6 protein-coding genes are annotated in these 24,845 nt (G+C 71.8%); 5 read left to right on the forward strand and 1 reads right to left on the reverse strand.

Translation table 11 applies throughout. The features are described 5' to 3' along the window. The first annotated feature begins 12 nt into the window (after positions 1–12). The 5 genes from UK23_RS21160 to UK23_RS21180 are packed head-to-tail and all read left to right on the forward strand — an operon-like array spanning position 13 to position 23,746. Complete coding sequence (locus tag UK23_RS21160; RefSeq protein WP_045313316.1) at positions 13–258, forward strand: acyl carrier protein; 246 nt, start codon at positions 13–15, stop codon at positions 256–258. Beyond that, the gene (locus tag UK23_RS21165) at positions 255–21,341 is read left to right on the forward strand and encodes a non-ribosomal peptide synthase/polyketide synthase (RefSeq protein WP_052684882.1); all 21,087 of its coding nucleotides are present in this window, start codon (positions 255–257) and stop codon (positions 21,339–21,341) included. Before UK23_RS21160 ends, UK23_RS21165 begins: the two co-directional genes overlap by 4 nt. Next, positions 21,338–21,547, forward strand: coding sequence for an MbtH family protein (locus tag UK23_RS21170; protein WP_045313317.1), 210 nt, complete (start codon positions 21,338–21,340; stop codon positions 21,545–21,547). The genes UK23_RS21165 and UK23_RS21170 overlap by 4 nt, the downstream gene beginning before the upstream one ends. After that, the gene (locus UK23_RS21175; RefSeq protein ID WP_045313318.1) at positions 21,544–22,494 is read left to right on the forward strand and encodes a TauD/TfdA family dioxygenase; all 951 of its coding nucleotides are present in this window, start codon (positions 21,544–21,546) and stop codon (positions 22,492–22,494) included. The genes UK23_RS21170 and UK23_RS21175 overlap by 4 nt, the downstream gene beginning before the upstream one ends. Position 22,495: 1 nt before the next feature. Further along, the gene (locus UK23_RS21180) at positions 22,496–23,746 is read left to right on the forward strand and encodes a diaminobutyrate--2-oxoglutarate transaminase (RefSeq protein ID WP_045313319.1); all 1,251 of its coding nucleotides are present in this window, start codon (positions 22,496–22,498) and stop codon (positions 23,744–23,746) included. Between the two features lie 117 nt (positions 23,747–23,863). On the opposite strand, the gene UK23_RS21185 is transcribed toward UK23_RS21180, so the two are convergent. Continuing rightward, on the reverse strand, positions 23,864–24,619 hold the full coding sequence (locus UK23_RS21185) for a zf-HC2 domain-containing protein (protein ID WP_052684884.1): 756 nt from the start codon (positions 24,617–24,619) through the stop codon (positions 23,864–23,866). Positions 24,620–24,845: the final 226 nt, after the last annotated feature.

Consider the following 24,845-nt stretch of genomic DNA (forward strand, 5'->3'; position numbering starts at 1 on the left):
GAGGGAACCATCATGCAGGACGTCCGCACGTGGCTGATCCAGCGCGTCGCCACCTACCTCCGCCGTGACGCCGACGGCATCGACACCTCCCAGCCGCTCACCGAGTACGGGCTCGACTCGCTCACCGCGCTCGCCATCTCGACCGACATCGAGGACGAGTTCGGGCTCGAGCTCGACCCGGCGCTGACCTGGGACCACCCGAGCATCGACGCCCTCGCCACCGTGCTGACCGCGATGATCGAGGAGAAGGTGTCGTGACCCTGCCCCTCACCGCGGCGCAGCACGCCGTCTGGACCGCGCAGCAGCTCACCCCCGATGATCCGCTGTTCACCTGCGGCGTCAGCTTCGACCTCCGCGGCCCGGTCGACGCCGAGCTGCTGGACGCCGCCGTCCGGCAGGCGGTGGCCGAGACCGACGCGCTGCGCGTGCGGTTCGCCGGAGACCCGGTGCGGCAGGTCGTCGACGACTCGATCGCGGGCGGACTGCTCGTGATCGACACGGCAGCGGCGGACGAGTGGATCGACGCTCGTCAGGCCGAGGTGATCCCGCTCGACGGCGAGATGTTCCAGCACGTTCTACTCCGGATCTCGCCTCGCGAGCACCGCTTCTACCTGCGCTACCACCACATCCTGCTCGACGCTTACGGTCAGGTGCTGCACTGCCGGCGCATCGCGGAGATCTACACCGCGCTGGTCGCCGGGCAGCGGCCCGGGGCGTGCGAGTTCGGCTCGCTCGCCGCCGTTCTGTCCGAAGAGGACACCTATCGGGCATCGGTCCGCTGCCAGCGCGATCGCGAGTACTGGACCGCGGAGTTCGCCGAGCTGCCCGAACCCGTCGAGCTGGGCGGCCCCGGCACCGGACTGGGCCTGAGCCTGCCCGCGTGGACCGCGCACGTCCACGATCTCGCGGGGCCGCGCTGGCCGCTGACCGTCGTCGCGGCGATGGCCGCGTACACCCATCGCGTCACCGGCGCGCAGAACGTCGTGCTGCGGGTGCTCATGGCCGGCCGGCTCGGCCCCATCGCGCTGGCGACGCCGTCGATGCTCGTCAACGAGGTGCCGCTGTGGCTGACCGTCACGCCTGCCACCACGTTCGCCGACCTCGTCGCCCAGGTGGCCGGGCGGCTCGGCACGGCCGCGCGGCACCAGCGCTTCCCGGCCGCCGAGCTGCGCCGCGAGCTGGGCGGCGAGGCACTGGGACCCGCCGTCAACGTGCTGTCGTTCGCCGCGGCGGGCCTGCGGTTCGGTGACGTCGAGTCGACCGCCTGCCAGCTGTCCGCCGGACCGGTGCGCGACCTGGCGCTCAACGCGTTCGGTGACCCGCGGGCGAGTGAGGGTGTCCAGCTCCTGCTGCGCGCGAACCGTGCCAGGTTCACGCCGGAAAGCGTGGCCGGTCACGGTGGGCAGTACCTGAAGATGCTGGCCGCGGCCGGCAACCCCGATCTGACCGTCGGTTCGGTCGATCTCGTCGAACCGGACGAGCTCACCCGCTGGAACGACACGGCGCACGACGTGGAACCGCGTGGCTTCGTCGAGCTGCTCCAGGCTCAGGACCCGGATGCCGAGGCGGTGGCGTTCGAGGGTGAGCGGATCACCTACCGGGAGCTGAACGTCCGCGCCAACCGGATGGCACACGCGTTGCGCCGCAGGGGGATCGGCGTCGAGTCACGGGTAGCGGTACTGCTGCCGCGCTCGATCGACCTGATCGTCTCGTTGTGGGCGGTGTTGAAGGCCGGTGCCGCGTACGTGCCGGTCGAGACCGGCTACCCGGCGGACCGGATCGCGTTCGTGCTGGCCGACTCCGGTGCCGCGGTCGTGATCTCCGAGGAGAACTTCGCGGAGCTGGGGGAGGGTGAACCGGGCACCGACCTGAACGTCCCGGTGCGCGGCGGCAACGCGGCCTACCTGATCTACACCTCGGGGTCGACCGGCCGTCCCAAGGGGACCGTCATCACGCACGCGGGCATCGCGAACATGCTGTCGTGGATGCAGGACGAGTACGTGCTCACGCCCGCGGACCGCGTGGTGCACAAGACGCCCATCGGGTTCGACGTGTCGGTGTGGGAGATCTTCTGGACGCTGACCCGCGGGGCGACGCTCGTGGTGGCACGTCCCGACGGCCACCGCGACCCGGCGTACCTGGCGCGGCTCGTCCGCGACGAGCAGGTCACGATCATCCACTTCGTGCCGTCGATGCTCGGGCCGTTCCTCGACGAGTACACACACACGCCGTCGTTGCGGATGGTGAGCTGCGGCGGTGAAGTGATGCCCGCCGGTCTGGTGGCACGGTTCGTCCGCGAGTGCGCGGCGCAACTGCACAACTCGTACGGCCCCACCGAGTTCTCCGTGACCGCGACGTCGTGGGCGTGCGAGCAGCAGGACGTCATCCCGATCGGCACACCGACGCACAACACGCGGGCGTACGTGCTGGACTCGGCGCTGCGTCCGGACTCCACGGGCGAGCTGTACCTCGCGGGGCCGCAGCTCGCGCGCGGCTACCTCGATCGGCCGGCGTTGACGTCGGAACGGTTCGTCGCCGACCCGCACGGGCCGCGCGGCAGCCGGATGTACCGCACCGGTGACGTCGTGCGGCGCCGGCCGGACGGGTTGCTGGAGTTCGTCGGACGGGCCGACCACCAGGTGAAGGTCAACGGCCAGCGGGTCGAGCTGGGCGAGATCGAGGCCGCGCTGGCGAACGTGCCGGGTGTCCAGCAGGCGGTCGTCGACCTGCGCGGGAGGCGGCTCGTCGGCTACGTGACCGGTACGCCGCGGACAGATCCGCGGGACTGGCTGGCCGAACGCCTCCCCGCGTTCATGGTGCCGCAGGTCGTGCTGACCCTGGCGGCGATTCCGGTGACGCCGAACGGCAAGGTGGACCGCGCCGCGCTGCCCGAGCCCGCCGCGACCGGCAGGGCTCCCGTGACGGAGACGGAGGAGGTGCTGCAGGCGATCGCCGCGGAACTGTTGCAACGACAGGACCTCGGCATTGACGACGACCTGTTCGCGTTGGGCGCGGACAGCATCACGGCCATCCAGTTCGCCAGCCGGGCTCGTGGCCGTGGCGTCGGGGTGCGGGCCGGGGACGTGTTCGACCAGCGGTCGGTGGCCAAGCTCGCCGCGATCGCCGAGGTGGCCGTCGAAGCGGAGGTCACCGACGAGGCGGTCGGCGAGTTCCCAGCCACGCCGTTGATGCGCGAGCTCACCGGGCCGGTCGACGGGTTCGCCCAGGCCGTGCCGCTGCGCCTGCGGCCCGGCACCCGGTTCTCCGATCTCGTGCCCGCGCTGCAGGCGGTGCTGGACCGGCACGACGCGCTTCGGTTGCGCGGCACCGAGATCAGATCGGTCGGAGCGGTGCGCGCGGAGGACTGCCTGTTCCGCGCCGAGAGCGACGACCTCACCAGCCAGCTCCACCAGGCACAGCGCGACCTCTCGGTGCACGACGGTGTCGTCGTGCGGGCGGTCTTCAGTGAAAGCCGCCTTCTGCTGGTGCTGCACCACTTCGTGGTCGACGGCGTCTCGTGGCGGATCCTGCTGCCGGACCTGGCCGAGGCGCTCACCGCGGCGGCGGAGGACCGCACCCCGGTGTTGTCCGCTCGTACGACCTCGATGCGGCACTGGGCACGGCACATCGCGACCGAATCCGGCGACGACGTCGCCTTCTGGAACGAGCTTCTCGCCGGTGTTCCACCGCTCGCCGCCCGTGAGCTGGACCCGGCGACCGACCTGCGCGGTACGGCCCGCACGGTCACGGTCAGCGTGTCCCGCGAACTGACCGAGACCGTGCTGACCACGTTGCCCCACGCCTACCGCGCCACTCCGGACGACGTGCTGCTGGCCGCGCTGGCACAGGCCGTGCGCCGTCACCGGGGCGACGGTCCCGTTGTGGTGGAAAGGGAAACGCACGGCCGAGACGGCTTCGGCTTCGACCTGTCCGCGACCGTCGGCTGGTTCACCCGCACCCATCCGGTGCGGCTGGAGGCGGGCGGGCACCCGCTCAAGACCGCCAAGGAGGACGTGCGCCGGGTCCTCGGCCACCGGTTCGACGAGGTCAGGGACCGGGTCACCGGATCGCCGCAGATCGCGTTCAACTACCTCGGCCGGTTGGAGCCGTCGGCGCTGGGCTGGGAACTCGACGGCGACGTGCGGCTGCTGACCGACCCCGGGATGCCGTGCACGCACAGCCTGGAGATCAACGCGCACGTGCGGGACGGCGTGCTGGTCGCCGAGTGGACGTTCCCCGGCGGCCTGTTCACCGAGGAGACGGTGCGCGAGCTCGCCAACGAGTGGTGCGCGGCGCTGGCCGAGCTGGCCCAGGACACCTCCGGTGGGCTCACCCCGTCCGACGTCCCGCTGGTCCACATCGGACAGCAGGAGCTGGACCGGTTGCGCGGGATCGACGACGTGCTGCCGCTGTCACCGTTGCAGGAAGGTCTGCTGTTCCTGGCCCTGTACGAGGCGGAGGACCCGTACGTCGGTCAGCTCGTGCTGCGTTTCGACGGTGGCTTCGACCGCACCCGGATGCGCGCTGCCGCCGGTGAGCTGCTGCGACGGCACCCGAACCTCCGCGCCGGGTTCCGCAGCCGGTCCACCGGCGCGCCAGTGCAGACGATTCCGGCGGCCGTGACCGTGCCGTGGGACGAGCGCGACGACTTCGAGGCGTTCCTGGTCGCCGACCGGGCGCGGGGGTTCAGCGTCGTGCGGCCGCCGTTGCTGCGCTTCACCGCGATCGGTGATCGTCTCGTCCTGACGCATCACCACCTCCTGCTCGACGGCTGGTCGTTGCCGTTGCTGGTGCGCGAGCTCGTGACGCTCTACCACGGCGGCGAGCCGCTGCCCGCCGCGCCGTACCGCGACTACCTGGCCTGGCTCGCCCGGCAGGACCGCGACTCCTCCCTGGCCGCGTGGCGATCCGCGCTCGCCGGGCTCACCGGTCCGACCAGGATCGCGCCGCAGGGCCGTGCGGTGACCGGCCACGGCCACGTGGAGGTCGTGCTGCCTGCGGACGTGACCGAGGCGCTGCTGAGGACGGGCACGGAGCAGGGGGTCACGCTCGGCACGATCGTGCAGAGCCTGTGGGCGGTCGTGCTGCGGACCTGCACCGGCCGTGATGACGTGGTGTTCGGCTCGACGACGTCCGGCCGCCCCGCCGAGCTGCCCGGCGTCGAGTCGATGATCGGCCTGTTCGTCAACACCCTGCCGGTCCGGGTCCGGCTCGCCACCGGCGACACCTTCGCCGACGTGATGACCCACCTGCGGCACACCGAGGACGAGCTGCGCTCGCACCAGCACCTCGGCCTCGCCGACATCACCCGCACAACTGGCCTGGACGCCCTGTTCGACACCGTCCTCGCCGTGGAGAACTACCCGCTGGGTAGCGACCTCGGCGCCGGTGACCTGGTGCTGGCCGAAGCCGAGCTGACCGAGCGGTCCCACTACCCGGTCACGGTGTCGGTCTTCCCCGAGACGGGCCTGCGGATCCGCCTCGCCTACCAGACCGGGGTGTTCGACCACGAGCGGGCCGAGTCGGTGGCGGCGATGTTCGGCCAGCTGCTCACCACCGCGTCGACCGGGTTCGGCCATGCGCTTCCGGAGGTGGAAGTGCTTGCCGGGCAAGTGGTCGAGACCGCGCTGCGGACCTCCACCGGACGGGCGCCGCGCACGGAGGCGGAGGAGAAGCTCTGCCACATCGCCGCGGACGTGCTGGGCGTGGACGAGATCTCGGTCGACGACGAGTTCTTCGCGCTCGGCGGCACGTCGATCATGATGATCCGGCTCGTGCACCGGGTGCGCGACGAGTTCGGCGTCGAGCTGTCGTTGCGCGAGGTGTTCGCGGCACCGACCGCCGCCGGTCTCGCCGGTCTGCTCTCCGGCTCCCGCCCGCGCCGCGCCGGGATCACCGGCGGTTCGCGACCTGAGCGGATTCCGCTGTCGTTCGCGCAGGAACGCATGTGGTTCCTGCAACGGCTGCAGGGCGCCACGGGCACGTACAACATCCCGGCCGCGATCAGGCTCTCCGGTGAGCTGGACGTCCGCGCGCTGCAAGCGGCTCTGCGCGACCTGATCGCCAGGCACGAGGCGTTGCGGACGATCTACCCGGAGGACGAGCACGGTCCGCACCAGGTCGTGCTGCCCGCCGACGCCGAGTTCACGATGGCGTTGGTGCGTGATCCGGCACCGGATCTCGCCGCCGCCGCGGCGCACGCGTTCGACCTGGCCACCGATCTGCCGTTGCTGGCAACGCTGTACGTGGTCGGTCCGGACGAGCACGTGCTGCTCTTCGTCGTGCACCACATCGCGGCTGACGGTGTCTCGTTGCGGCCCATGGCCGAAGACCTGTCGGCTGCCTATCGCGCGAGGGCAGCGGGTTCCGCGCCGGAGTGGACTCCGCTCGCGGTGCAGCACGCCGACTTCGCGGTGTGGCAGCGAGACACCGTGGCGGTGGACCTGCCGCGCCAGGTCGAGTACTGGACGCGCACGCTCGAGGGGCTGCCCCAAGAGGTGACGTTCCCGGCGGACCGGACGCGCCCGGCCATCGCCACCCACCGCGGCGGTCACCTCGACTTCGACGTGGACCCGGAGCTGTACCGGCGGTTGCTCGACCTCGCCGGTCGCACCCGCACGACGCCGTTCATGGTGTTGCAGGCCGCGGCCGCCGCGCTGATGACCAAGCTCGGCGCGGGCGAGGACATCCCGCTCGGCGGCGCGATCGCGGACCGCCCCGACTCGGTGCTGGACGACGTCGTCGGCGTCTTCATCAACACCCTGGTCTACCGGATCGACACCTCTGGTGACCCGACGTTCGACGCCCTGCTCGGCCGGGTGCGTGAGGCCGGTCTGGGCGCGTTCGCCCACCGCGAGGTGCCGTTCGAACGGCTGGTGGAGGAGCTGAGCCCGGAACGGTCGCGGTCGCGGCACCCGTTCTTCCAGGTGATGCTCGCCTGGCTGGACCTCACCGAGGCCCAGATCGACCTGCCGGGTGTCCGCGCGCAGGCCGGGCCGGTGACCAGCGGCACGGCGAAGTTCGACATCCACTTCGACTGCCAGCTCACCGAGACCGGCGGGCTGCTCTGCACGCTGGAGTACGCCACCGACCTCTACGACCACACCACGATCGAGAGCTTCGCGCGGCGGTTCACGAAGGTGCTGACCGCGGTGGCCGGTGACTCCTCGCTCCGGCTGTCCGAAGTGGACGTTCTGGAGGAGGACGAGCGTTCGCTGGTGCTGGAGCGCTGGAACGACACGATCGTCAAGACCGACGGCCAGTGGGTCGTCGAGCAGCTGGAGTCGCAGGACCCGGAGGCCGTCGCCGTCGTCTTCGAGGGCGAACGGGTCACCTACGGCGAGTTCAACGCGCGGGTGAACCGGTTCGCGCGGTCGTTGCGGAAGCGAGGGGTCGGGCCGGAGTCCCGGGTGGCGGTGATGCTGCCGCGCTCGGTCGACCTGATCATCGCGCTGTGGGCCGTGATCAAGACCGGTGCCGCGTACGTGCCGATCGACACCGGGTATCCGGCGGACCGGATCTCCTACATCCTCGAAGACTCCGGCGCCGCGCTGCTGGTGTCCGAAGTGGACTCGCTTGACGAGTCGCCGGAGAACCTCGGCGTGCGGCCGCACGCCGACAACGCCGCGTACATCATCTACACCTCGGGCTCGACCGGCCGGCCGAAGGGCACGGTCAACACTGTCGCGGGCATGGCGAACCGGTTGTGGTGGATGCAGCGCGACCACGCGTTGCGGCCCGGTGAGCGGGTGCTGCAGTCCACGCCGGTGAGCTTCGACGTGTCGGTGTGGGAGGTGTTCTGGACGCTGGCCCGCGGCGGCACGCTCGTCGTCGCGCGTCCTGACGGTCATCGCGATCCGGTGTACCTGGAACGTCTGATGCGCGAGGAGTCCGTCTCGGTCGTGCACCTGAGCTCGTCGATGCTCGCGGCGTACCAGGACGAGGTGCCGCTGCCGGAGTCGGTGCGGCTCGTCGTCTCCGGTGACGAGGCACTGCCCGCCGACCTGGTCCGGCGGCACCGCGCCGGTTCGGATGCCGTGCTGCTCAACGCCTACGGCCCGACCGAGGCCGCGGTCGACGTCACCGCCTGGGCGGCTGTGCCGGACGCCGAGGTGGTGCTGATCGGCGGTCCGGTGCCGAACACGTCGGTCCACGTGCTGGACCGCTGGCTCGAGCCGGTCGCGCCCGGTGTGCCCGGCGAGCTCTACCTCGGCGGAGTGCAGCTGGCGCGGGGTTACCTGGACCGTCCGGCGCTGACCGCGGAACGGTTCGTGGCGAACCCCTTCGCGGCCGGAGAGCGGTTGTACCGGACCGGGGACGTGGTGCGCTGGACCGCTGGCGGCGAGCTGGAGTACCTGGGCCGCGCGGACGAGCAGGTCAAGCTGCGCGGGTTCCGGGTCGAGCTGGGCGAGGTCGAGGACGCGATGGCCGCGCATCCCGCGATCGCCCGTGCCGCCGCCGCGGTGCACGACCAGCGGCTCGTCGGCTACCTGCTCACGTCCGGCCCGGTCGACCACGACGACCTGCGGGAGCGGATGGCCGCGCGGCTGCCCGAGTACATGGTTCCCGCGCGGTTCGTCGAGCTGGACACGTGGCCGCTCACGCCGAACGGCAAGCTGGACCGCAAGGCGCTGCCGGTGCCGGAGTTCGCGGCCACCGAAGGACGTTCTCCCCGCACGCCCGACGAGGAGATCCTCTGTGGACTCTTCGCCGAGGTGCTCGGCGTACCCGCGGTGTCGATCGACGACGACTTCTTCGCGCTCGGCGGGCATTCGCTGCTGGTGACCAGGCTGGCCGGGCGGATCAGGTCGGTGTTCGGCCGGGAGGTCGAGCTGGCCGTGCTGTTCGAGGCGACCACGGTGGCGGCGCTCGCGCCGAAACTCGCCACGGCTTCGGCCAGGCGGGCCGGCGTGGTGGCGGTGGAACGCGGTGAGCGGGTGCCGTTGTCCCACGCTCAGGAGCGGTTGTGGTTCCTGCACAAGATGGAAGGTCCGTCGGCGACCTACAACCTGCCGGTCGCGCTGCGGTTGCGCGGTGCGCTGGACGTGGCGGCGCTGTCCGCTGCCCTGGCCGACGTGGGGCAGCGCCACGAGGTGCTGCGGACGGTGTTCGCCGAGGACTCGCTCGGCCCGCACCAGGTGTTGCTGCCCGAGATCCCGGCGCTGCGGATCGGTTCCTCCCTGGAAGAGGAGGTGGCGCGGCCGTTCGACCTCGCTGGTGAGGCACCGGTGCGTGCCGTGTTGTTCCCCGCCGGCCCGGACGAGCACGTGCTGCTGATCGTGCTGCACCACATCGCGGGTGACGGTGCCTCGATGGCTCCGCTCGCGGCGGACCTGACGGCGGCCTACACCGCACGGGTGCGCGGTGCCGAACCGGACTGGCGGCCGCTGCCCGTGCAGTACGCGGACTTCGCCGTGTGGCAACGGGAAGCGCCGGACGTGTCGTTCTGGACGTCCGAGCTGGCCGGACTGCCGGAGGAGATGGCGCTGCCGTACGACCGGCAGCGGCCTGTCGTGCCGTCCCATCACGGCGAGACCGTGGAGTTCACCGTTCCTTCTGACGTCCACAGTGGACTAATCGAGCTGGCTAGAGCGCATCACGTCACGCCGTTCATGGCGGTGCACGCGGCGATCGCCACGTTGCTGCACCGGCTCGGTGCGGGCGAGGACGTGGTCGTCGGGTCACCGGTCGTGGGCCGGCCGGACGAGGCGCTGCGCGACCTGGTCGGGTTCTTCGTCAACAACGTCGTGCTGCGCACCGACCTGTCCGGCGATCCGGCGTTCACCGAGGTGCTGGACCGGGTGCGGACCGCCGACCTGGCCGCCTACGCGCACCAGGACGTGCCGTTCGAGCTGGTCGTCGAGGCGGTGAACCCGCGCCGCTCGACCGCGCGGCACCCGTTGTTCCAGGTGAACCTGAACTGGAACAACGCCGACGAGACCATCGCGGTCGACCTGCCGGGCGTGACCGCGGAACCGCTGCCGCTCGGGCTGGCGGCGGCGAAGTTCGACCTGTCGTTCTTCCTGGCCGAGCAACCGTCCGGCGGCGTGCGCGGCGTGCTGGAGTTCGCGACCGACCTGTTCGACCGCGCGACCGCCGAACGGATCGTGGCGTCGTTCCAGGAGGTCCTGGCCGCTGCCGTCGCGGCTCCTTCGCTGCCGATCAGCTCCTTGCGCGCGGAGGAACGCCGTCTGCTCGCCTCGTGGAACGACACGGCGCACGAGCTGCCGTTCGGCACGCTGGTGTCGCTGTTCGAGGCCCAGGCCGACCGCACCCCGGACGCTCCCGCGGTGGTCTTCGGCGACACGACGCTGACCTACGCCGAACTGGACGCGCGCGCCAACCGCCTGGCGCACCACCTGGTGGGGCTGGGTGCGGGGCCGGAGCGGTTCGTCGGCGTGCTGCTGCCGGTGTCCGAGCAGGTCGTCGTCGCGGTGCTGGCGGTGCTCAAGACCGGTGCCGCGTACCTGCCGCTCGACCCAGCGCATCCGGCTGAGCGGCTGGGCTTCATGCTGCGCGACATCGGCCCGGTCGCGGTGGTGACCACCGAGGAACTCGCCCAGCCGGGCTTTCCGGTGGTGCTGTCGGACGTCGTCGGTGAACTCGCGCAGCCGGGCTCTCCCGCCGCGCCGCCCGGCGCCACCGGTGAACCGAGCTCGCGCGTCACACCCGGTCCGTTGCCCGACAACGCCGCCTACGCGATCTTCACCTCGGGCTCGACCGGCACGCCGAAGGCCGTGGTGGTGCAGCACCGCTCGGTGATCGCCTACCTGGCCTGGGTGCTGGACGAGTACGCGAGCCTGCGCGACCACGCGCTGGTGCACTCGCCGATCTCGTTCGACCTCACGGTCACCGGCATCTACGGTCCGCTGATCTCCGGCGGCCGCGTCGAACTGGTGAACTGGACGGCGAGCGGGCCCGCCGGCGCGGTCACCAAACCCTCCTACGTCAAGGCGACCCCGAGCCACCTCGCGCTGCTCGACGCGGTGCAGGACGAGTTCTCGCCGTCGCGGGAGCTGGTGCTCGGCGGCGAGTCGCTGCTCGGTGACGCGCTGGACGCGTGGCGTGCCCGCAACCCCGAGGCGACCGTGCTCAACGAGTACGGCCCGACCGAGACCACCGTCGGCTGCACCGTCTTCCGCATCGCGCCGGGCGATCCGGTGCCGTCGGGCGTGATCACGATCGGCCGGCCTGCCTGGAACACGCAGGTCCACGTGCTGGACGCGCGGCTGCGTCCGGTGCCGATCGGCGCGGTGGGGGAGCTGTACGTGGGCGGCGCGTTGGTGACGCGCGGCTACCAGGGTCGTCCGGGGCTCACGGCCGGACGGTTCGTCGCCGACCCGTTCGGGTCCGCCGGCTCGCGCATGTACCGGACCGGCGACCTGGCGCGGTGGACCTCCGAGGGGCTGCTGGAGTTCGCCGGGCGAGTCGACGACCAGGTCAAGATCCGTGGTTTCCGGATCGAGCTGGGCGAGGTCGAGGCGGCGCTGTCCGCCGAGTCCGCCGAGGCGGCGGCCGTGGTGCGGGACGGCGTCCTGGTCGGGTACGTCGTACTGCGGGCGGGCCGGACCGTGGACGATGTGCGTGCCGCGGTGGCGACGACGCTGCCGGAGTACATGGTGCCGACGACGTTCGTCGCGCTGGACGTGTTGCCCCGCACGCCGAACGGGAAGATCGACCGGGCCGCGCTGCCCGCACCGGCGCACGCAGCCGCCAGTGCGGTGGCGGACGGGCGGATCGCCGCCGCGTTCGCGGAGCTGCTGGGTGTGGCGGAGATCGGGCCGCACGACGACTTCTTCGCACTGGGCGGCCATTCGCTGCTCGCGGCGCGGTTGGTGAACCGCCTGCGGGACGAGTTCGCGGCGGACGTGTCGATCCGGGACGTGTTCGAGAACCCGACGGTGGCGGCGCTGAGCGAGGTGCTGGGGGAGCCGGTCACCGAGAAGGAAGTCGTGGTGCCCCAACGCTTGTGCCGCGCGCCGCTGTCCGCGGCTCAACGCCGGATGTGGTTCCTGTACGAGCTGGAGGGCCCGTCCGCGACCTACACCATCCCGATCGCCCTGGGCCTGCGCGGCGAGCTGGACGTTCCCGCACTGCGCGCCGCGTTCGGCGATGTCCTGGCCCGCCACGACATCCTCCGCACGGTCATCGACCCCGAAGGCCCGCAGCAGGTCGTGCTGGAGAACGTCGAAGTCCCGTTCGAGGTGGTCGACCACCTCGACGACCACGCGGAACGGCCGTTCGCGCTCGACTCCGAGATCCCGATCCGCGCGGTGCTGGCCGGTGGTGGGCACGAGCACGTCCTGCTGGTGACCCTGCACCACATCGCGGGCGACGGCGGCTCGATGCGGCCACTGGCCCACGACCTGCAGACCGCCTACGCGGCAAGGCGATCCGGCCAAGCTCCACAGTGGACCGGGCTGCCCGCGCAGTACGCCGACTACGCCCTGCGCCACCAGGACGGGCAGGACGAGGCGCTGAGGCACTGGACCGCCGTGCTCGCCGGGGTGCCGGAGGAGATCGAGCTGCCCACCGACCGGCCGCGACCGGCGGTGCAGTCGTTCCGCGGGGACGCGGTGCCGTTCCAGGTGCCGGAGTGCACGCGTGCGGCGCTGGCCGCGTTGTGCCACTTCGGCATCAGCGAGTTCATGGTGCTGCAGGCCGCACTCGCGGTGCTGCTCGGCCGGCTCGGCGCGGGGGAGGACATCGTGCTCGGCGCCCCGGTCGACACCCGGCGGGACACCGTGTTCGAGGACCTGGTCGGCCTGTTCACCAACACCGTGCCGCTGCGCACGGACCTGTCGGGCAACCCGTCGTTCAGCGAGCTGCTGCTGCGGGTGCGGGGCGCGAACGTCGACGCCTACACCCACGCGGACGTGCCGTTCGACCGGCTGGTGCAGGCCGTCAACCCGGCGCGGTCGGCGGCGCGGCACCCGTTGTTCCAGGTGATGCTGTCGATGGACCACGGCAGCGGCGCGCCCGAGCTGCCAGGGCTGGAGACCGAACTGCTCGAAGCCGGTGGCGGGCAGGCGAAGTTCGACCTGCTGATGGCGCTGCGCCCGGACGGTGCGGGGTCCGTGCAGTTCGCGACCGACCTGTTCGACCGAGGCACCGTCGAGGCGCTCGTCGAGCGGTTCCTGCGGCTGCTCCACACGGCGGTCACGGATCCGCGAACTCGGATCGCCGACCTGCCGTTGCTCTCGGAGGCCGAGCGCGAGGACCTGGTGGTCACGCGCAACGCCACCGCCGCGGAACTGCCCGGTGCGCTGCTGCCCGAGCTGTTCGAGCAGCAGGTGGACCGCACACCGGACGCGATCGCGGTGCTCGATGACACGAAGGCGCTGACCTACGCCGAACTGGACGCGCGGGCGAACCGGCTGGCGCGCAAGCTCGGTCGCGGCGAGCTGGTCGCGGTGGTGCTGCCCAGGTCGGCCGACCTGCTGGTGGCGTTGCTCGCGGTGCTGAAGTCCGGTGCCGCTTACGTGCCGGTTGACGACTCGTACCCGTTGGCGCGCATCGAGCAGATGACCGCCGGTGCCCATCAGGTGATCACGCCGGACACGTTCGACGGGCTGGACGCCCACGACGCGGAACGGCTCGACGTCGCGGTGCACCCGAGGTCCGCGGCGTACGTGATCCACACGTCCGGCTCGACCGGACGACCGAAGGGCGTCGTGGTCGAGCACGCGTCACTCGCCGCGTACCTGCACGAGGCGGTCCGGCTCTACCCGGCCGCGGCCGGCGAGTCGGTGATCCACTCATCGGTCGCGTTCGACATGCCGGTGACCACGCTGTTCACCCCGCTGATCACGGGTGGCCGCGTGCGGTTCGGCGGGCTCGACCGCGACACCGACCTGCTCAAGGTCACGCCCAGCCACCTGCGGCTGACGGACCTGCCGCGGGCGAAGAACCTGGTCGTCGGCGGTGAAGCGCTGGACGGCGAGGTGGTGCGGCGCTGGCGGGAGCGCAACCCGGACGCGCTGGTGATCAACGAGTACGGGCCCACCGAGGCGACCGTGGGCTGCGTCGTCTTCGAGGTCGGGGAGGGCGACGGCCCGGTGCCGATCGGCACGCCCATCGCCAACGCGCGGGCCTACGTGCTCGACGGGTGGCTGCGGCCCGTGCCCGAAGGCGTCTGGGGTGAGCTCTACCTGGCCGGAGCCGGCATCGCGCGTGGCTACCGCGACCAGCCAGGACTCACCGCTGAACGGTTCGTCGCCGACCCGTTCAGCTCCGGCACGAGGATGTACCGCGTCGGCGACCGGGCGCGCTGGGCGGACGGCCGGCTGGAGTACGCGGGCCGCGTCGACGACCAGGTGAAGATCCTCGGGTTCCGGGTGGAACCGGGCGAGACCGAGGCCGTTCTGTCCGAAGTGGACGGTGTGCGGCAGGCCGCCGTGGTGGTGCGGGACGGACGGCTGGTCGCCTATGTCGTGCCGTCGCGGCCCCTGCGTCCTGGCGAACTGCGGGCTGCCCTCTCGACGCTGCTGCCCGCACACCTGGTGCCGTCGGCGTTCGTCGAGCTGGATGAGATCCCGTTGAGCCCCAACGGAAAGCTCGACCGCTCCCGGCTGCCCGAGCCGCGCACGACCTCGGGGCGCGTCCCCAACGAGGCCGAACGGGTCGTGTGCGAGATCTTCGCCGAGGTGCTCGGCCTGGAACAGGTGGGTGTGGACGACGACTTCTTCGCGCTGGGCGGGCATTCCCTGCTCGCCGCACAGGTCGTCAACCGAGTACGTGCCCAGCTGGGCGGTGACATCGGCGTCACGACGCTGTTCACCGCGCCGACTCCCGCGTTGCTGACCGCGGCGACGGACGGCGAGGTGCGGGCGAAGCGACCGGAGCTGGGGTCGTTGCCCCGGCCGGAGCGCGTCCCGCTCGCTCCTGTCCAGCGCGGCCTGTGGTTGCTCAACCGCCTCGACCCGGCCTCGGCCAGGTACTCGATGCCGGTGGTGGTGCGGCTGTCGGACGAGGTCGACCTCGGGGCGTTGAAGTGGGCGCTCGTCGACGTGGTGACCCGGCACGAGGTGCTGCGCACGCTGTTCCCCGAGTTCGACGGTGAGCCCTGCCAGCTGGTGCGACCGGCGGCGCTGGACGTCGAGACGGTGCGGGTGGACGACCTGGCCGAGGCCGTGCGGGCCGAGATCGCCCGCGGGTTCGACCTGACGCGGGAGACGCCGTTGCGCGCGACCGTGTTCCGCTGCGGTGACGAACTCGTGCTCCTGCTGGTGCTGCACCACATCGCGGGCGACGACTGGTCGTTCGGGCCGCTCGCACGTGACCTGGCCACCGCCTACCGCGCCCGCGTCGACGTGACCGCGGCCGCGCTGGCGCCGTTGTCTCTGCAGTACGCGGACTTCGCGTTGTGGCAGCAAAGCGTGTCTTCGGACGACGGGATCGCGTTCTTCCGCCGCACGCTGGAAGGCGCGGCGGAGCAACAGCTGCCGGTGGACCGGCCGTTGCCCAGCGGTGCCGCGGAACGCGTCCCGGTGACGCTGCCTTCGGTCGCGGACTTCGCCAGGGAACACGGTTGCACGGAGTTCACCGTGCTGCACGCGGCGCTCTCGGTGTTGTTGCAGCGTCTCGGTTCCGGTGACGACGTCGTGATCGGGACGCCCGTGTCCGGTCGTCCGGACCGGCGGCTGGAGGACCTGGTCGGCTACTTCGTCAACACCGTCGCGCTGCGCACGGATCTGACCGGTGACCCGACGTTCCGCGAGGTGCTGCACCGCGTTCGCGCCGCGGACCTGGCCGCGTTCGCACACGCCGACGTACCGTTCGACGCGGTCGTCGCCGAGCTGGCTCCCGGTGGCGCACCGCTGTTCCGCGTGTTGCTGTCGGTGCTGCCGCCCGCCGCGGAGCTCGGCGACCTCGGCGTGGTGGTGGAGAGCGCCGGTGGTACGGGCGCCGCGAAGTTCGACCTGACGCTGAAGCTGACGCCGGCCGGTGACGGCGTGACCGGCGTCGTGGAGTTCGACACGGGGTTGTTCGACGTCGAGACGGCCGAGGCGATCGCGGCGAGCTTCACGGCGTTGCTCACCGCGCTCGTGACCACGCCGGACCAGCCGGTGCGACTCGCCGACCTGGTGCGACGACCGGCCGGGCCGACGCCGGTGACCGTGACCGGGACGTTGCCGGAACTGCTGCTGGCCCAGGTGATCCGGACGCCGGACGCGGTCGCGGTGGTCGCCGACGAGACGCTGACGTTCGCGCAGCTGCAGGAGCGTGTCCTGCGGCTGGCGCGCGTGCTGGCGGGACGCGGCATCGGTCGTGGCGACGTCGTCGCGGTGCGGTTGCCGCGATCGGCTGCCGTGATCGTCGCGATGTTCGGCGTCATGGCCGCTGGGGCGGCGTATCTGCCGATCGACGTGACGGCGCCCGAGGCAAGGGTGCGGCGGTTGCTGGAGGACGCGACGTTCGTGCTCGACGCGGAGCTGGCCGGTCCCGAGGCCGAGCCCGCGGTGCCCGTGCCCGGCGATCTGGCCTACGTCCTGCACACGTCGGGCTCGACGGGGACACCGAAGGCAGCCGCCGTCGAGCACCGGGCGATCGTCAACCTCTTCCACCAGCACCGGGCGAACCTGTTCCGCGACCACCGGTGCCGGGTCGCGCTCGTCGCGCCGCTGACGTTCGACGCGTCGTGGGTCCCGGTGCTGTGGATGCTGGCGGGTCACGAACTGCACGTCGTCGGCGACGAGGTGCGGCGTGACCCGGAAGCACTGGTCGCCCACCTCGCCGAGCAGCACATCGACGTCATGCAGAGCACCCCTTCGCACGTCCGGTTGTTGCTGGCGACCGGGCCGCTGCCGCTCGAGGTGCTCGCGCTCGGCGGCGAGGCGGTGGATCGGGACCTGTGGCGGACGTTGCGCGACAACGGCGTCACCGCGATCAACCTGTACGGCCCCACCGAGTGCGCGGTGGACGCCGTCACGGCGTGGCTGGCCGAGCACCCCAGGCCGGTGATCGGACGGCCGATCGGCAACGTCGCCGCGTACGTGCTGGACCGGAACCTGCGGCCGTTGCCGGACGGCGTCACGGGTGAGCTGTACCTGGCCGGCGCGGGGCTCGCCCGCGGGTACCACCGGCGGCCCGGTGACACGGCGGCGCGGTTCGTGGCCGACCCGTTCGGTTCCGGCACCCGGATGTACCGCACCGGCGACCTGGCCCGGTGGCGCAAGGGAGTGCTGGAGTACGTCGGGCGCACCGACGACCAGGTCAAGGTGCGCGGGATGCGGGTCGAGCCCGGTGAGGTCGAGGCGGCGCTCACGGCCTGCGCGGGCGTCTCTGCGGCCGCCGTGGTGGTGCGTGACGACCTGCTGGTCGGGTACGTGGTCGGTGGCACGGACGTGCGCGCCGAGGTGGCCACGATGCTGCCGGAACACATGGTGCCGCAACGGATTGTGGTTCTCGACGCGCTGCCTTTGACGACGAGCGGCAAGATCGACCGCAGGGCGCTGCCCGCTCCCGCCGCCGAGATCCGGCCCTGTGCGGAGCCGCGCAACAACGCCGAAGCCGTGCTGTGCAAGGTGTTCGCCGAGGTGCTGCAGCTGGGTTCGGCGGGCCGGGACGACGACTTCTTCGCCCTCGGCGGGCATTCGATGCTGGTGCCCAAGCTGGTCAACGGCGTCCGTGCCCGGCTGGGTGCGGAGGTCTCGGTGCGGGAGGTGTTCGAGGCCCGCACTCCCGCACGGCTGGCGCCCAGGCTCACCGGGATCACCCTGCCCGCGCTGGTGGCGGGGGAGCGGCCGCAGCGGTTGCCGCTGTCGTACACCCAGGAGCGGTTCTGGTTCCTGCACCGGCTGGAAGGCCCGTCCGCGGCCTACAACATGCCGCTCGCGCTGAGGCTGCGCGATCTGGACGTCGCGGCGTTGCGGCTCGCGTTGACCGACGTGGCCGACCGGCACGAGGTGCTGCGGACCGTGTTCCGCGACGACGAGCAGATCGTGCTGCCCGCGGGCACGGCACCCAGGCTGACCGAGGCACCGTGGGACGACCGGGCCCTGGCCTCCGCGGCGGCGCACCCGTTCGACCTCGCGGCCGAACCTCCGTTGCGCGCCTGGGTGTTCCACGACGGCGGCGAGGCCGTGCTGCTCCTGCTGCTCCACCACATCGCCGGTGACGGCCAGTCGATGGCACCGCTGACCCGTGACCTGATGACCGCCTACCACGCCCGGCTCACGGGCGAGGCACCGCGGTGGACGCCGCTTCCGGTGCAGTACGCGGACTTCGCGCTCTGGCAACGGCGACTGCCGCTGGACGAGCGGTACTGGGCGGACACCCTGGCCGGGCTGCCGGAGGAGCTGAACCTGCCCGCCGACCGCCCGCGGTCCGTACTCGTGGCGGGTGCGGGCGCCGTGCCGCTCGAGATCAGCCGGGAGCTGCACGCGAGGCTGGCCGGGATCAGCGCCGACGCCACCACGTTCATGGTCGTGCTCGCCGGTCTGTCCGCCCTGCTGACCAGGATGGGCGCTGGCACCGACCTGCCGATCGGCGTGCCGGTGCACGGACGGTCCGACGCGGCGCTCGACGACCTGGTCGGCTGCTTCCTCAACACGCTGGTGCTGCGGACGCGGACGGACGGCGACCCGACGTTCGCCGAGTTGCTCGGCAGGATGCGGGACACCGCGCTCGACGCCTACGAACACCAGGACACGCCGTTCGAACGGCTTGTCGAGGTGCTCAACCCGCCACGTTCGGCCGGACGGCATCCGCTGTTCCAGGTGATGCTGTCCTACCGCGTCGGCGGCGGGGACACCCGGCTCGACGGTGAAGCGGTCGAGGTGAGCCTGCCGTCCGCGCGGTTCGACCTGTCCGTCGGCCTCACCGAGCATCCGGACGGCGGACTGACCGGCGAGATCCAGTACCCGGCCGGGCTCTTCGACCACGACACGGTCGCGTCGCTCGCCGAACGGTTCCTCCGCGTCCTCGACCAGGCGGCGACCCGTCCGGACGCGCCGATCAGCGAGCTGGACGTGCTGCTGCCGGGTGAACCGGTGCGGCACGGGACAACCGTCGCACTGCCGGAAGCGACGCTGGCCGACCTGTTCGCCCGCGCTGTCCGTGAAACCCCGGACGCGATCGCCGTCGTCAGCGACTCCGAGGAGCTGACCTACGCGGAGCTGAACCGCCGGGCGAACCGGTTGGCGCACCTGCTGATCGCCGAGGGTGCCGGCCCCGAGTCGGTGGTGGCGCTCGAGGTGCCGCGGTCGGCGGACTTGGTCGTCGCGGCCCACGCGGTGATCAAGACCGGTGCCGCCTACACCCCGGTGGACGCCCCGGCCGACCGAGCCGAGGCGATGCGCGCGGACGCCAAAGTGTCCATTGTGGTCACACCGGACGTCGTGACGGCCAGCGTGAAGTTCCCCGACCACGACCCGGAGGTCCGGATCGACCCGGACAACGCGGCGTACGTGCTGTTCACCTCCGGCTCGACCGGCAGGCCCAAGGGTGTCGTGGTGTCGCACAGGTCGGTGGTGAACCACCTCGCGTGGTTGCAACGGACCTACCGGCTGGAGCTGGGTGACCGCGTGCTGCACAAGACGCCCGCCGGGTTCACGGTGTCGGTGTGGGAGCTGTTCTGGCCGCTGCAGACGGGCGCGACCACCGTCGTCGCGGAGGCGGGCGGGCACCGCGACCCGGGATACCTCGTCGAGGTGATGAAGCGGCACGGCGTGACGACCGTCCACTTCGTCCCGTCGATGCTGGAAACAGTGCTGGCGCTGGGCGAACTGCCCGAGCTGAAGCGGATCTTCGTCGGCGGCGAGGCGCTCACCCGCGACCTCACCGACCGGCTCGGCGGCCTGTACTACAAGTACGGCTCCACCGAGGTCACCTGCGACGCCACCGTCTGGGACGGCGACCCCGGCGACCGCCCGCTCGTGCCGATCGGCGCCCCGATCGACAACGCCGGCGTCCACGTGCTGGACGACCGCCTCCGGCCGGTTCCGCCCGGTGTCCCCGGCGAGCTGTACGTGACCGGTCTCCCGCTGGCCCGCGGTTATGTGAACGCCCCGGCACTCACGGCCGAACGTTTCGTCGCCGACCCGTTCGGCTCGGGCACCCGGATGTACCGCACCGGCGATCTCGCCCGCTGGGACCGCCACGGCCGGCTGCACTTCGCCGGCCGCGCCGACCACCAGCTCAACGTGCGCGGCGTGCGGGTCGAGCCGGGTGAGATCGAGGCCGCACTGGTCGCGGCGCCCGGTGTCGAGCAGGCCGTGGTGGTGCTGCGCGACGACCGGCTCGTCGGCTACGTCACCGGCGACGTGGATCCCGTGCGGCTGAGGCACGATCTCGCCACCAGGCTGCCCGCGCACCTGGTGCCGGCTGTTGTGACGATCACCGAGTTTCCGCGCACCACCAGCGGTAAGATCGACAGGGCGAAGCTCCCCGCTCCACAGTGGACCGTCGGGAGCCGTGGCCCGGAGAACGACATCGAACGGGCGTTGTGCCCACTGGTGGCCGAGCTTCTCGGCCTGCCGGAGGTCGGCGCGGAGGACGACTTCTTCGCGCTGGGAGGGCATTCGCTCACCGCCGCGCGCCTGGTGACCCGGATTCGTGCGGAGCTGGGTGGCACCCTCACGCTGCGTACGGTGTTCGAGTCGCCGACGGTGGCCGGCCTCGCGACGAGGCTGCACGACGCGCCGGATCCGCTGGCACCGCTGGTGAAACTGCGCGACGGCGGCCCCGTGTTGTTCTGCGTGCACCCGCTCGGCGGCCTCAGCTGGCCGTACACCAGGCTCGGCCGGCACGGCGCGTTCGGGTTGTACGGCTTGCAGGCCGACGGTCTCGACGGCACCGGACGCCTGCCCGGCAGCATCGCCGAGATGGCTGCTCGCCAGGTCGAGCGGATCCGCAGCGTGCAGCCGGACGGGCCGTACCGGATCGTCGGCTGGTCGTTCGGCGGGCTCGTGGCCCACGAGATCGCCGTGCAGCTGCAGGAGTCCGGTGCCGAGATCGCCTTCCTGGCCCTGCTCGACCCGTACCCGCGGGATCCGTTCGCGCCGCGGCGCTCCGAGTCCGACCTGCTCGACGGAGTGCGGGTGCCGGAGGAACTTGCTGATCCGCGCCTGCTGCGGGCGGCCAGAGCGGTGTTCGTCAACAACGACGCCATCGCCGCCCGGCACGTCCCACGCGTTTTCGACGGTGACGTCGTGTTCGTCCGGGCGACCCGCCTCGCGGACGGCGACACGCCGCGCTCGCCAGAACTCTGGCGCCCCCACGTGACCGGGCACGTCGACGTGCACCCGGTCGACGCCACCCACGACGGACTGCTCGACGAGCGGCCCGCCACCGAGATCGGCGGGCTGCTCGCCCGCCTCACCGAGAGGACGAACCCGTGACCAACCCCTTCGACAACCCCGACGGTGTGTTCCTCGTGCTGGTCAACGACGAGGGCCAGCACTCGTTGTGGCCCGAGTTCGCCGCTGTGCCGGACGGCTGGCGGGTCGTCTTCGGCCCGGACAGCCGCGCCGCGTGCCTGGAGCACGTCGAGCGCAACTGGACCGACCTGCGCCCCCAGAGCCTGATCGAGGCGATGGCCGAATGATCACCGCGGAACACCTGCTCGGTGCCGACGACCTCGCGGTTCTCGACGGGGTCGCCCGCACGCTCGCCTCCTACGGCGACCGGGTCGACGCCCCGTGCTGGGTCGCACGGGCGCGGCGGTCCTGGGAGGACACCCCGGCTGCACTGCGCCGTGAGATCAGCGACTTCCGCCGGCACTCCGGACCCGACGGGCGGCTCGTCCTCAGCGGACTGCCGATCGGGGACGTCCCGCCGACGCCGATGGTGAAGGGGTCCGTGCAGCACACGCCGACCGTCGGCGCCGCCGTGCTGGCACTGGTCGCACACGGCCTCGGTGACCCGGCCGCGTTCGCCGCCGAGAAGTCCGGTGCCCTGGTGCAGGACGTGGTCCCGGTACCCGGTGAGGAGAAGGTGCAGGGCAACACCGGGTCGGTCGAGCTGACGTTCCACACGGAAAACGCCTTCCACCAGCACCGGCCGGACTTCGTGATGCTGCTGTGCCTGCGCGCGGACCACGACGGCGTGGCCGAGCTGCGCACGTTCTGCATCCGCACCGCGCTGGCCGAGCTGAGCGCCGCCACCCGCGCCGCGCTGGCGAAGCCGGACTTCCTCACCGCCGCGCCACCGTCGTTCGGCGGCAACGGGCGAGGCTCCCTGCACGCCGTCCTGGCCGGCGACCCCGCCGACCCGGACCTGTGCCTCGACGAGGTGGCCACCAGTCCGCTGACCGACCAGGCCGCCACGGCATTGGCCGACCTGCGCGCCGCGATCGCGCGGCACTACACCGGCATCAGGCTGCGTCCGGGCGATCTCGCCGTCGTCGACAACCGCGTGACGCTGCACGGCCGTTCCGAGTTCGTGCCCCGCTACGACGGCGCGGACCGCTGGTTGCAGCGGACCTTCGCCTTCGCGGACCTGCGCCGGTCGCGTGACCACCGGCCGGGCGACACCACCGTTCTGGAGAAGTGAGATGCACGAGATCTTCGCGGCGCGCGAGTCCGCCGTGCGCAGCTACTGCCGCAGCTTTCCGGTCGTGTTCGAACGGGCGAGCGGGCACCACCTGTGGGACACGTCCGGCCGCCGGTACGTCGACCTGCTGTGCGGCGCCGGAGCGCTGAACTACGGGCACAACCACCCCGAGATGGTGCGCCGGGTCGTCGACTACCTCACCGCGGGCGGCCCGGTGCAGTCACTGGACCTGCACACCCGCGCGAAAGCGGAGTTCCTGGAGAAGTTCGCCCAGCTGCTGGACGCCAAGGGGATGAGCGACTACGTGGTCCAGTTCCCCGGACCCGCCGGCACGCTCGCCGTCGAGGCGGCGCTCAAGCTCGCTCGCAAGGTCACCGGCCGCACGCACGTCGTGGCGTTCCGCGGTGGTTTCCACGGCGCCTCACTGGGTTCGCTGGCCGCGACGACGTCACCGCTGCTGCGCGGCGGGGCGGGCACGCCGCTGCCGCACGTGACGATCCTGCCGTACGACTCGACTCCCGAGCTGGAGTCCGCTGTCCTTTCCGGACCGGTGCCCGCCGCGTTCATCCTGGAGACCGTCCAGGGCGAGGGCGGCCTGAACGCCGCGACCCGGCCGTGGCTGGGCCGGGTGCGCCGACTGGCCGACCGCCTCGGCGCCCACGTGATCGTGGACGACGTGCAGGCGGGCTGCGGGCGCACCGGCAGGTTCTTCAGCTTCGAGGAGTTCCCCGAGCTGCGACCCGACCTGGTCTGCCTGTCGAAGTCGTTGAGCGGCATGGGGTTGCCGATGGCGGCGCTGCTCATCCGGCGCGAGCTCGACCGGTGGGCGCCCGGTGAGCACAACGGCACGTTCCGCGGCCACAACCTGGCGTTCGTGGCCGGTTCCGCCGCACTCGATCTCTGGGCGGACCCGGACTTCGCGGGCCGGGTGGCCGACCTCGCCGGGGTGATCAGGCAGACGCTGACGGAGATCGTCGCGCAGCTGCCCGGTCACGGGCTCACCCTCGTCGGCCGCGGCGCGATGAGCGGACTTCGGTTCCCGGACGCGGATCTTGCGGGCGCCGTGCGCGACGGGCTGTTCAGGGCCGGGGTCATCGCGGAGACTTCGGGCAACGGCTCGGTCCTCAAGCTGTTTCCGCCACTCACGCTCACCCCCGCGCAGTGGTGCGAGATCGCGGACCTGATCAGGGACGTCATCGCTGATGCTGCTGACACCGCCCGCGGGTCCGCGGTCGTGTCGGCGGTCGGTTGACGGGGTGTCAACGGAACACCGCTGCCCGTGATGTCCTCGAGCCGCTGTCAGGTGGTCGGCGTCGCAGGGCGATGGCCGCGCCGACAGCCCATTTCGCACCGTTCGGGCCGGCCACGGTCAGGCTGCGTGGCGGCGGCTGACCGGCCGTAGCCGGATGCGGCGGCGGGGGCTTGGCTGTTCGGCCAGCCGCGGGGTGTCGGATGAGCCGGTGGTGTCGGTGGAGTCGGTGTCCTGCAACGGTGTGCGGCCGCCGGGGTCCCGGTCGCGGAAGTGCACCAGTGCCAGCAGAGCGAGTGCGGCGACCAGCAGCGAGTGGGTCAGGACGCGGCTCGCGGTGGCGGTGCCGTTGATCAGGTCGCTGGTCGAGTAGGGGATCAGCACGGCGACGAACGCCGCTGTGACAGGCAGCATGCCCGCGGTCGCGGAGGGGCGCAGCGCGGTCCAGAGCAGGCCGAGGCCGAGTGCGAGGTTCCAGGCGGTGCTCTCGTTGAAGAGGTGGCTGCTGTCGACACCGGTGGCGTGGGAGCCGTGCACGGACGTGCCGGTGCCCAGCACCTGGGCGAGTCCGAGGGTCAGCTGGGCGACCGCGACACCGCCCAGCAACGTCCTGGGCAGCCAGCCGCTTGGTGCGGGCGGGGTGATCGGGGGTGCCGCGTCGAGGATCGCCGCGGCCAGGTCCGGCACCGGAGTGGCCGGACGCACGCGCAGTGCGCGGGTCAGCGTTGTGGAGGCCTCCTGCCACTCCTGGCAGGACGTGCACGTCTCCAGGTGCGCGTCCACCTGGTCGGTGGGCACGCCTTCGTCTTCCCCGTCGAGTCGGGCGGACAGGGCTTCACGGCAGGTGCTGCAGTCCACGTGGAGATTGTCGGTCATGCGGCCTACTTGGTTCCCGGCGATCTGTGAGTGGTTCCAGCGGACCCGCACCGGGCACGCGGCCCGGCGCGGGTGGCGCGGCGATGACATCGGCGCAGTGGAAGAGACCGCGCCAACGTGGCGTCTCCAGTGGTGTGGCCCGGAACGTTGCCGGGAATTCGCGGCGAGCCGTCCCACTGAGCGTGAATTACCTGCCAACGTTCTGGGTCGCGTCGCTAGTAGTGCT

Source organism: Lentzea aerocolonigenes (assembly GCF_000955955.1).
Lineage (GTDB): Bacteria > Actinomycetota > Actinomycetes > Mycobacteriales > Pseudonocardiaceae > Lentzea > Lentzea aerocolonigenes_A.

Coding starts and splice junctions, on each gene's coding strand:
- UK23_RS21160 (WP_045313316.1), top strand. CDS start 13: ATGCAGGACGTCCGCACGTGGCTGATCCAGCGCGTCGCCACCTACCTC.
- UK23_RS21175 (WP_045313318.1), top strand. CDS start 21,544: ATGATCACCGCGGAACACCTGCTCGGTGCCGACGACCTCGCGGTTCTC.
- UK23_RS21180 (WP_045313319.1), top strand. CDS start 22,496: ATGCACGAGATCTTCGCGGCGCGCGAGTCCGCCGTGCGCAGCTACTGC.
- UK23_RS21185 (WP_052684884.1), bottom strand. CDS start 24,619: ATGACCGACAATCTCCACGTGGACTGCAGCACCTGCCGTGAAGCCCTG.